This window comes from Paenibacillus glucanolyticus NBRC 15330 (assembly GCF_004000885.1).
Classification (GTDB): Bacteria; Bacillota; Bacilli; order Paenibacillales; family Paenibacillaceae; genus Paenibacillus_AQ; species Paenibacillus_AQ glucanolyticus.
Map to the genome: position 1 here is coordinate 60,652 of NZ_BIMC01000023.1, position 11,418 is coordinate 72,069.

General features: G+C 47.8%; 7 protein-coding genes. 2 read left to right on the plus strand and 5 right to left on the minus strand.

Translation table 11 applies throughout. The features are described from left to right. Positions 1 to 72: 72 nt before the first annotated feature. The gene (locus tag PGL02S_RS24235; RefSeq protein ID WP_228029899.1) at positions 73 to 3,714 is read right to left on the minus strand and encodes an S-layer homology domain-containing protein; all 3,642 of its coding nucleotides are present in this window, start codon (positions 3,712 to 3,714) and stop codon (positions 73 to 75) included. A gap of 241 nt (positions 3,715 to 3,955) precedes the next feature. On the opposite strand from PGL02S_RS24235, the gene PGL02S_RS24240 reads away from it, so the two are divergent. Next, entirely contained in the window at positions 3,956 to 6,895 is a 2,940-nt protein-coding gene (locus tag PGL02S_RS24240; RefSeq protein WP_036636387.1) for a histidine kinase, read from the plus strand. Then, the gene (locus PGL02S_RS24245; protein ID WP_006207678.1) at positions 6,895 to 7,665 is read left to right on the plus strand and encodes a response regulator; all 771 of its coding nucleotides are present in this window, start codon (positions 6,895 to 6,897) and stop codon (positions 7,663 to 7,665) included. The genes PGL02S_RS24240 and PGL02S_RS24245 overlap by 1 nt, the downstream gene beginning before the upstream one ends. Before the next feature lie 211 nt (positions 7,666 to 7,876). Here PGL02S_RS24245 and PGL02S_RS24250 read toward each other — a convergent pair whose 3' ends face one another. The 4 genes from PGL02S_RS24250 to PGL02S_RS24265 form a co-directional block, all read right to left on the minus strand. Further along, entirely contained in the window at positions 7,877 to 8,686 is an 810-nt protein-coding gene (locus tag PGL02S_RS24250) for a hypothetical protein (RefSeq protein ID WP_036636386.1), read from the minus strand. Between the two features lie 24 nt (positions 8,687 to 8,710). Further along, entirely contained in the window at positions 8,711 to 9,184 is a 474-nt protein-coding gene (locus PGL02S_RS24255) for a DUF5381 family protein (protein WP_036636381.1), read from the minus strand. Between the two features lie 20 nt (positions 9,185 to 9,204). Beyond that, positions 9,205 to 10,293, minus strand: coding sequence for a WXG100 family type VII secretion target (locus PGL02S_RS24260; protein ID WP_307719601.1), 1,089 nt, complete (start codon positions 10,291 to 10,293; stop codon positions 9,205 to 9,207). A gap of 213 nt (positions 10,294 to 10,506) precedes the next feature. Beyond that, on the minus strand, positions 10,507 to 11,286 hold the full coding sequence (locus PGL02S_RS24265; protein ID WP_036636377.1) for a sensor domain-containing protein: 780 nt from the start codon (positions 11,284 to 11,286) through the stop codon (positions 10,507 to 10,509). Between the last annotated feature and the right edge of the window lie 132 nt (positions 11,287 to 11,418).

The window sequence follows — 11,418 nt, forward strand, 5'->3', positions numbered from 1 at the left end:
TCGCTTTTTTATTTGGCTTAAACGCTTATTCTTTTGTAGTTACATGCTCATACAAATCGCCGCCACTGCTTTCTATTCCTTCCAATTTTCAATTCCGGTTTCGAGCTGCTCGAACGAATGCGGAATCGAAGCTTCCATGATGTCGGAATAGTAGTCATGTCCTTCCGGAACATCGGTCCATTTCGGTTCAACCTTGATATCCCAAGGCTTACGATCCAGCAGCTGGTTAAGGATCCGAATGACCTCTACCCTTGTGATGGATTGGTTCGGATTGAAGGACTTCTCCGTGAAATCGAACAGCAGTCCCTGTTCCTGGGCCGTTGCGATGGCTTTTTCAGCCCAGTGTCCCGTTACGTCCGTATATGTGCTTTCCTGTACGGCATCCCATTGGTACACATTCATAAGGATCTGCGCAAATTCCGCCCGCGTGATCTGTTTCTTCGGTTTGAACGTGTTGTCGCTAAAACCGACCATCCATTTATTATGAGTTGCCGTCGTGATGGCGTTCATTGCCCAATGTTTTGCAGTTACATCCGAATAGGATACTTTGTTAGCTCCCGCTTCAGCTGTATACAAACGGGACAGGATCGCAGCCATCTCCGAACGGATAATTCCGCGGTCCGCTTGGAACGTGCCGTCTGGATATCCGACCATGTAAGCACGATGATCGCCTGAAGCCTTCACTTTCGGCTGTGCAGAGAAACTGAATTTCACGATGGTATCACCGACGTGGATGACTCCGTCCTTAATGTAGCTGTCATTCCCGAAGCGCTCTTCACGCTTGTCATTACGGCTGTCAAACACGATGTAACCATTCTTCTCGCCTAGGAAATAGTAATCGCCATCTGCGTAAACCATCCAGCCGTATTGGCCGCTGTCAGAGCTGCTCTGCGGGTTGTGGTTTTTGTTCGGCGAAAAATCCGGAAGCTCCGGCAGTTGAACAACCGTTCCCGGCACTCTGCCTTTGGAACGATTCAGCTCCGTATCTGCCCAATACAACTGCATATTCACTCCTGCAACCGGCTGACTTGTCACCTTATCGAGAATCGTGCCATATGGATCGACCAGATCAACCGATAGCTTTGCATTACCATTGCTGTCAACGCTTAACTTGCCGGCAGGGCCCGCCAGCTTCTCTCCGTTAGGTGCGATTACATTCAGCGACAATGTATACTCGCCGGCAGCAACTTTCGGAAGCGTAAAGCTGCCGTCCTGGTTCATTACGATACTCGGCAGATTCAGCTCTTGCCCGGTTGCCGACTTTATTTTCCCGGATACTTTTAAGTTGTCGCCGACAAGCTTCGTAATTTTCTCCTGAACGACTTTGCCCCCGTTCGCTTGGTCGGAAACAACCACTTCCGCTTTCATTGTGGATGCAGGTTGTTGTTGTACAACGCCCGTGTTCCCTGCAGGTGGAGTTTCTTCCAGTACCGCAGGCGCGTGAGGTTTGACGCTGACCACATTGGACACGCCTGCATGTGGACCCGATTGGACGATTAATCGGAAATAGTAAGTTTCACGGCTGGATAAACCGGCTATGGTTGCACTTGTGGAGCCGCTATCCAGCGTCTCTAATGGGCTAACCGGTGTGAAGGTAGTACCGTCTGTAGATCGTTCAATTACAATGCTTGATGCCCCCGTTAGAGCAGGGAAATTCAATGTCACTTGTCCGATGCCTGCAACGGCCGACAACGTGGTGATCGGTTCCGAAGGCAACGCTTCGACCACATTGGATACGCCTGCATACGGACCTGATCCGACGTTCAATCGGAAATAATAGATTTCGCCGTTCGTTAATCCGGTCAAGGTTGCACTCGTTGAAGCCGCATCCAGCGGCTCTGATGGGCTAACCGGTGTAAAGGTAGTTCCATCGGTAGATTGTTCAACAACAATGCTTGATGCCCCTGTTAGAGCAGGGAAATTCAACGTCACCTGCCCGCTGCCTGCAACGGCCGACAACGTGGTTAACGATTTCGAAGGCGAAGCCTGGACCACATTGGATATGCCGTCATATAGCCCCGATTCAACGTTTAGCCGGAAATGGTAGGTTTCACCGTTCGTTAACCCGGTTACTGTTGCGCTTGTAGAAGTCGCATCCAACGTCTCCAAAGGGCTAACCGGCGTAAAGGTGGTTCCATCAATAGATTGTTCAACAACGATGTTCGATGCCCCCGTTAGAGCAGGGAATTTCAATGTCACTTCCCCATTGCCAGAAGCGGCGGTCAACGTGCCTAAAGGAGCCGGATCAGCCGCATTCACATACACGGTGAATGTCTTCTCGCTTGTAAGCCCGTCCTTGGTGATGGTTGCCGTCAAGGTCACGTAAGTTCCCGACTGGGTGATAACCGGTCTGGTTACGGTTCCGTCGGGCGCGATGATCGACGGCTGGTCAGAGGACCAGACGGTAGTTACGTCATCGTCCTGCTGCAGGGTAAGATTGTTTTTTACCGAGTTTTTGGTGTCGCCGGGCTGAAACCGGATATCGGTATTGCTCTCTGCCTCTTCGATGTCCAGAATAGCCGCTTTATAATCTGTAATCAGTTGATCTGCGATACGATCGGCAATCTCTTGAATGATATCGGCGCTGGATTTGTCGGAATGGATATGTAGTCCGCCGCCTGTAATGCCGTCGATAAACGTTTGGTCGATGTCCGCATACGTGGCGCTGGTTACACCAACATATTGTGCACCGGTGTTATTGAACGAGTTTGTCAGATTGGATTGATTCGAGCCCCCGTCCAAATCCCCGCGAGGGTCATCGTTAATGTTCACGACATAGCGCAGTGGCGACGTTCCCCAAAGGATATTATCCGCAGCCACATCCAGTGTCTTGCTCGACGTTGAATACAACTTCATATTATCAAATGAAAAAATCGAGATGATCTCGCAGCCATGGCCGATATGGCTAACAATGGGCCCAAATTCATTCCCGTAAACATCCGGAAGGGTTAAATTCCGAATGATCTGGTCGCCATTATCCCACATGCTCAGCGTGGTGTCCGTTGCTACGATTTTGATGCTGTGATGAGTGGATGCCCCTTTCGGAAAACTTCCGATCGAGGTAACGCCTGTCATGGAACTCAAATCTCTTCCCGTCTCATGATGCAGCGCGGATGCATCCACACCATTGATTTTATATACCTTGACGGCGCCTTGAACATATAAAATCGAATAACCGCTCAACTTTCCGTTGCCATCGATCTGCGTATTAAATAGAAAACCGCCGCCTTCCATGCTGTGGTAATCCACTTTGGATTCGTCCATGTCGAAGGTAATGATCTTTTTGCCCGAAGGGCTTCCCTGCGTCAGCATGTAATCCTTATAAGCAGGCGAGGTATAACCATAGAAGGTTAACGTGCCGCCATTGTTGGAAATTTGAACATGATTGTAATCGGCGGTTTCAACCGCCGGGCGAGTGGCATAAGGTCCGCCTATATACCAGCTGTCATAACCGTTATGGACATACGTCGTATCCGTTACCGTTGCCCGGTCTGCACTCGCGTCCATGATCGACACATATTTGGGATTTACGCCTTCCGCTATCAGCCTGGCTTTAATCGCATCATTTAATTGGCTCTCAAAATCACTAGAATCATAGATGCTCGTCCCAGCATTATAGTAGACCTCTGCTACCGGCGAGAGCGCATATGCCATCGGCATATTCGTAACAATTAACAGTGCTGCCACTATCATGGATATGATTTTTTTCTTCAACTGTTTCACCCATCCTGTAAGTTTAGTAACCGTCTGACATTCTACACCGACATGTGACCCCTTATCCCCATTTTTGAATAAATTGTGCGGATAACACCCTCCAGCAGATCAGATTGTAAAAAATGTAATTCCAACATATCAGAAGCATCTCTCAAAAATCTCTCAAATTCGACTTCGATCGACAGGTAGATTTTTGAGAGATCTTTGCCATATGATAGAGTCCATAAGGGTGTGACTATACATGAAGAAATGGATTGGTTGTCTGGGTGCCATATGTGCCCTAATCGCCATTCTCTATATGATCTTTAGCGATCAGGATACAGGTGCCGTCAAGATCAAAGCCGTAAACGGCGTGCTTGACCTGCGAGAGCTCAAGGAGACATCGTTTGTCTCGTTAGCAGGCGATTGGAAATTCACCGGCAAAGCTTTTGTTGCCCCGACAGACTTTTCCAGTGAAGCCGAACATCTGCCGGTACCCGGTCCCTGGGCATCGGAGGTCGAGTGGGGCTCCTATCAATTAATGGTATATCTGCCGGACCACTGGTCGGGAGAGATCGGTCTCCGCGTTCGCAATATCTGGTCCGCTCACACCATCTATGTGGATGGCGTAGCCCTCTCGAAAATAGGAGCCGTGGCAGCAACCAAACAAGCGACAACACCGGACAATCCATCCTATGAAGCGTACTTTAAACCGGACAGCCGGCAGCTCCTTATCACCATCCACGCATCCAACTTCTACAATACGAGAGGCGGCATCGTCCTGCCGATTGATTTCGGCGACGCCGAACTGATGAAGGAAGACGTGCAGCGGGATCTGTCCCTGGAGTGGACAGCTACCTTATGTTTGTTGCTGTTCAGCATGTTCCATATGACAATCTACCTGCTGCGAACAAAGGACGAAGCCTTCTTGTACAGCGGGCTGCACTTTCTGCTATTGGCCCTGGTTATCGTGCTGCGAGGGGAACGGCTATTCATTCGGGAGTTCCCGTTGTTTCCCTTTGAGCTCTATTTTCGGCTGCAGGATACCTTTACCTTCCTGGCCTCCATCCTGCTGATTGTCTTTATCGTCAAAATGATTCCTTCCATCATGAGTCGAAAGACGATGTATCTGCTGTTTCTGCCGATCTTGGCCTATGCATTCTTCAATGCGGTTCTCCCGGCCAGAACCCTGTCGGTTACGCAGTACCCGCTCTTTTATTACAACGATGGATTAATCCTGGGCATTATTATTCGCATCTTCTATTTGACGCTTAAAAAGCGAATCAACATACGCCGAAATGAAGCAATCATCCTAATGTCCATGCTGCTGTTTCTTGCCGTATTTGCGATAAGCGCTTCATCGGACAATTTATTCTTTACCGGGCGAAATTACATGAACCGTATCGGGTTGGTCGGGTTTGTCATGACGATGAATGTTTTTCTCGGTATACGTCTGATGAACCGGGCTGAGGAATCGGAACAGCTGAGCACGAGGCTGCAAAAGGCAAACGATGCGAAGGATGCCTTCCTGAAAGTCACGACCCAGGACTTGCAGAGGCCATTGCACGATGCCATCCATCTCGTGGGAGCCATGAATCGGGAGCCCGATCGCGAGAAGCAAGGCCAGCAATTGTACTTGGCTGAGCAGCTAATGGGGAACATGGTTTATTTATTGAGGGATCTGCATGATTTTACCCGTCTTCGATTTGATGATTATGCGATCCAGCTTAAGTCCACCAATCTTCGGATGGTCATGCTTCATGTCATTCAGCTGATGCAGTTTACCTTCACGAATAAAAAAATCGCAATCCATGAACAGATTCCGAAGCAGCTTTATGTATGGGCGGATGAGAAGCGCTTAACGCAAGTATTCATTCGGATCATGACAGAGATCTCTCACGATATCGCAGAAGATCAACTGACGATTGAAGCTATACAGGTGGGCACGGATATCCTGCTTAAAGTGACGTCAGCCGGCGAATCAACGCCAGTGAATCGGGATCGCCCGCATTCTTCGGGACTCATGATGACAGAAGAACTTGTCCAACAGATGAATGGAAGCATCGCATATGAACGTTTGCAAGGCAGAATTCGCTTTACGGTCACACTGGCTTTCAGCGAATGTAAAGAGCCGGTTACCACAGCCGAATATGAATACAACCTGGAATCTGCGGCACACGCAGAAGATCGGGATCTGGGAACGCTCCTGATTGTCGATGACGATGCGATGCATGCGGAGGTCATGAGGGACATGCTGGGGGATGCCTACCGGGTACGAATCGCGCATACGGCTCAAGAAGCGCTTGATTATTATAGGAATCATCCGGAAATCGCGATGATGATCATGGATGATATCATTCCTGGCGACATGAATAGTCTGGAGCTGCTTCAACAAATCCGTACTCAGGCATCCGTAATGGACCTGCCGGTCTTAATGATGATTTCTTCCGAGTATCCCAGACATATCGAAATGATTTTCGCTGCTGGCGCCAATGATTATTTACTGAAGCCTTTTTCCAAAGAGACCTTGATGGCCCGCTTGAATGCCGCAGAACAAACGAAGCAGTCTATGCAGAAGGCGATTGAATATGAAATGGCCTTTCTGCAGACCCAAATCAAACCGCATTTTCTCTATAATGCGCTCAGCAACATCATTGCCTTTTGTTATACGGACGGGGAGCGTGCAGCCTATCTTCTAACGATGCTCAGCTCTTTCCTGCGTTATATATTTGAGACGAGCCGGGACGGACAATTCTCTACCCTGCAGAAGGAGCTGGAGATTATCGACGCTTATGTAGAGGTGGAAAAAGCCAGATTTGGCGAACGGTTAACCTTCGCTTATGACATCGACCCGTCCATTGCCGCGGAGCATATTCTGATTCCGAGTCTGCTCCTGCAGCCTTTAGTGGAGAACGCGATTCGCCATGGCCTGTTCGACAAGGAAGGTCCGGGGCATGTTCAGGTCACGGTTTCCTTGCAGGGTTCCTGCTTGAATATCCGCGTCACCGATGACGGGGTAGGCATGTCGGCCTTGCAATGCGCTCAATTAATGGGGGGAACGGCTGCCCATGCCGGAATCGGATTTACGAATGTACGTCGGCGCGTGCATGACCTATCCCAAGGGAGCCTGGAGATTGACTCCTCACCGGGTAATGGAACAACCATTCAAATCATGATTCCCGTGAAGGAGGGACAAGGGTAATGTGGAAGATCATCATCGTGGAGGATGAGAAACCGATTCTGGGCCTGCATGCCCGATTGCTTGAAACGTATGGCCCGTTTCAAATTGTAGGCTGCTTCGAATCGCCATTTGATGCGCTGCAGGAAATACCCAAGCTGGATCTGGACGCACTCGTGCTCGACATTGAAATGCCGAGAATGACGGGACTTCAGCTGGCCCAGAACTTGGTGGAGAACGGGATCGACGTGCCTGTGATCTTCACGACCGCTCACCAGCAATATGCCGTGCAGGCCTTTCGCGTGCAAGCCCTGGATTATCTCTTGAAACCGATGACCATGAATATGGTGAAGCAGCTGGATGAACGCCTTCAGAAGTATTATGGTCAGAGACCAAAGCCGATCCCTAAGAATACACTCGATGTCCAGTTATACGGAGAAGCATCCGTTATGAGAGGAGACCAGCTTGTAAAATGGCCTACCCGCTTAACGGAGGAGCTGTTTTACTATTTGCTGCTTCATGAAAATAAGTTATGCCATAAATGGAGAATCATCGATGATCTCTGGACGAACGTAGAGGAGAAGCGAGCGCTGTCCAATTTGTATAATACGATTTATCGGATGCGTCAGCTGTTGATGGAACTGGATATTCCCATCGTCATCGAGCGAATGAATGAAGGTTACATCATGAATACAAACAACAGCATCGTTGTGAAACCGAAGGAAGGGCCGGATGCCCTTCTGCTGGAATCGAAAGGATATCTGTGGGCCTACGCTTTCGAATCCGCACGATAAGCAAAAACCACATTCGCATGCGGATGTGGTTTTTGCATTTTTCAAATCCGATCTCAATATCCTCGCGAATATTCCGGGCTTTCTTTGAGATGGACGATAGCAAGATATCCGCTTGAATCGATTCATACACTCCCCAGGCGGTATCATTACAGAAAGCGTAGATCACATAGAAGACCTCTCAAGATGAGCCGTACTAAACTTACCGTTTTACCTAAGCCAAAGTTGCAGCAAAAGAGCCCAGCGTCTTTCTGCATGCAGAGAAGGATTGCAGCTCAATGCAAATCTGTGGTTCCTCATTTCTGTCCGCTTCCTGATTACGTACAATCCAGACCCCTTCATTAGCAGGAAGCACAAACAAAATATCCTCGATTGCCGTCTGATTTCCGCTGCCAATTCTTATCGTGCTTAGATTGTCCATGGTACGGGCATTGGTTTGAAAATCCTGCTGCCATTTTGCAATCAGCTGCTGCTGGTCTGATGAAAGCTCATCATGAAGAGGGGAGGCAGGGAATTCACCAGATGTCAGCTGGTTCCACAATTCTTCAGTGATCACAACCTTGGATTCGGATAAAGTCGTCCCATCGGCTATCGAAGGCTCCACTCCATAGAAACGTACAAGCTCCTCTTCCCAATCCGCCGGCTCTGTCCAGGTTAGAAAATGAAGCGTATGATTGTCAGACAAGTGATACAAATACCGCTGCTGCAGCTCGTGGATCGTCAGTACTTTGTTAGAATTCCGATCCGTAATGCCTCTCAGCATATAATTGCTGTACAGCAAATGCTGAATCATTTGCGTAATTTCGGAAGGAAAACGAACCTCTCCGTTCTCTTCATCAATCGATTCTATAAAACCTTTGGACATCAAGCTATGTGTAGCGGCCTGAAACAAAAGCTCCCATCTGTCTTCAGACAGATCTCCATAATATGCCTTCATAAGTCCTGCAGCCATTTCCTCCCCTTGATGAACGGCCAAGGCGTAACCCAGCTCTTCTAATGAAAATATATAGGTATGCTTGCTCATGTAAGCAAATCCTCCAATACAAATCTATTTCGATTCCTTTCCGTTACGGCTGATCAGCCCCCGCAGGCGCTTCATGGCAGATTGAATTTCGGTATCAGTCAACAAATAATACGTGTTCACGGTCCAGGTCTCTCTGTTTTTCAAATGAAAAATCAGCACAGGAAATTTCGGAAGCAGCCACTTCCGAATGGAAGGGCCGCTGTAGCTGATGCTTGTAATCTCCGCCCAGGCTACGGTCCGCGTACCATCTGAAATGGAATTTGGATCGTAGGTGAGAAGCTGCGTATCTGATTTCAGCGCCTTTGGCAAGCTGACAACCAAATATCCTCCAAAAAAAGGAATTCCTATGATGGCTGATGTGATACAAAAAAACTTGCGAATAAAGGAAGTGTCCATAAAAAAAGCTGCGTACAGCAGAAACAGGCAGGCCAGCACAAACAGTAAACTGCCAAGTGATTTGCCCCATGCCACGGATTTCCGATATGATATTGCGTTCATGATTTAGCGCCTTCCTGAAATTATTTGAACAGTCCGCTAATCCAGCGAACTCCTTTTTCGACCACTTTAGCTGCGCCATCACCGACAAAGGCTCCAACCGTACCGCCTACATAGGAACCGATGGCCGCACCAACCGGACCGCCAATCATCGCTCCGACGGCTCCGCCTGCTACAGCTCCGCCATAGGTGGCGGCTGTTTTTACAACAACGTTGGATGCGGCTACAGCTACTTCTTCCCCGTTAAGCTTGCCCTCACGATACTTACTGACAAGGCCGGAAGCCTCACCGATCACATTAAAGGTTGCGTTAATCGGGAATATCTTTTTGGCGATCATGCCTGGGATTTTCTTGGTAGCGATCCCATATCTACCTTTTTCCACGCCGACTATGACCTGTCTAGTCCATTGAGGAAAATTCTTAGCTTGACTAAAGCCTAACCCAAAATTGAGACCGAATTTGCTTGCCACTCTATCAAAGCCTTTGATTCCGTTCATCATGAAGCCTGGGTTCACAATTTGGCGATTTATGCCTCTTGCCAAGTTCTTCAAGAACGTATTGTTACCTTTGCCTTTAACCCATGGAGCATTATGAATTTTGGCTCGGGACGGATTTCTAGGATCTACTCTGAGTTGTACCGTCTTGGTTAAGACTAAGGAAGCACCCACAGAGCTGTATAGGAGAGTTCCCCACTTTTCCAGATTATCTCTTGCTTCAAGCGAGCTGTCTAACACGTTCTGGGTTTGATCAATCGGATCGGCGGCCGTCCTTGCCTGTAAAGAAACTTGAGTGGAATCGGCCTCTTTAAAACGGTTGACAATCGTATGTAATTCCGTGCTGACTGAACCCACCGCTGTGGTGAAATTATCCATTTGCTGACGGGCCAGCTGGAAATTTTGATAGAATTGTTGCCTTGTCGTACCTTCCCATCCACTTTCAAGAATTTGAATCTGCTGGGTAAGGTGGCTGCAAATTTGCACCCCGATCTCCCTGGCCTGTGCAAATTGTTGGGATATCTCCATAAGTCTTTCCGGAGGAACTAATATTTTACCCATGGCACTCACCTCAACAATATACAGATTAATGTAATTATTGTAGTAAAGGTCATCCATCTTCACAAAAGGAACAAGTAACAGAATAGTAAAAAATCGTTAGGACCTTGGGACCATTTTCCTTTTCCCCATAGTCGGAGGACAGAGCCGATTACGAATTCAAACCCATATCGTTCAGTCAAAAGTAAAGTACCTTGTGCCAAATGGACTAAATAATCTTCAGTTGTCCAAATAAATCACGCTTCAAGTAGTGGAATTAAAAAAAGAGAGCTTCTAAAGCTCTCTATACGCCGTCTGCATCATCCCTTGAGCGGGCTGATCCTCTTCGTACTCATAATATTGCGATTGAACAGGTGCTTCCACTGGTACTGACGGTTGCGGATATGGCTCATCCACATACATGATTCTGCGCTGAATTTGCATCAGCCCATTTACGACGCGAAGAGCGATCCAAAAAAGAACAAGTCCAACGCCTGCGTACAGCAGATATTGCTGATTATAGGTCCAATCGATATGAAAATAACTAAACAAGCTATTCTCTAAAATATCAAGCTGCATTTCATTCATCAAAATGATATGCACGACTGGCAGAGCAATCAATCCCAGTGCTAGTGAAATCACCGTTACCATAACAACAAAGAATACGATACCCGTTACAAATCTTAGTAAAACGAGCAGCAGATTTCGAATAAATAATCCACCGTCAAAACCTCTCACCATTCGTTTCAACCAGTTCTGCCCCGCTTCTGACTGTTGATGGTTGCTATACGCTACAGGAGGATTAGGTAAACCTAAAATTTGTCTAATCAAGCTCTGTTCAAAAATCACAATCCCATTCAACAGCTTGGCTACTCCAAAAAACAGCGGTATTCCGATAAATATTGGAGTTAATCCAATGGATAGTACAATTCCCGTGATGGCCACTGTAAAATAGATAATCCCTAATGGGAGGGATAGCATTAAGTAGAGGATCGTTGCATAGGTTTTTGGATTAAAAAGCACCCAGTTCACCTTACCTGCCCGCGCCTTGGCGGTCGTTTCCATTGCCTTCATATTCAAACACTCCTTGCTTCATAAGTCACGCTCTCAGATATACATCCATTATATCTGCCTTATTTGCCCGACATAACCGTCTTAGGGGGTATCTGATCCTAGACTTTAGACTAGGGACTGGGCTGGCTTAGA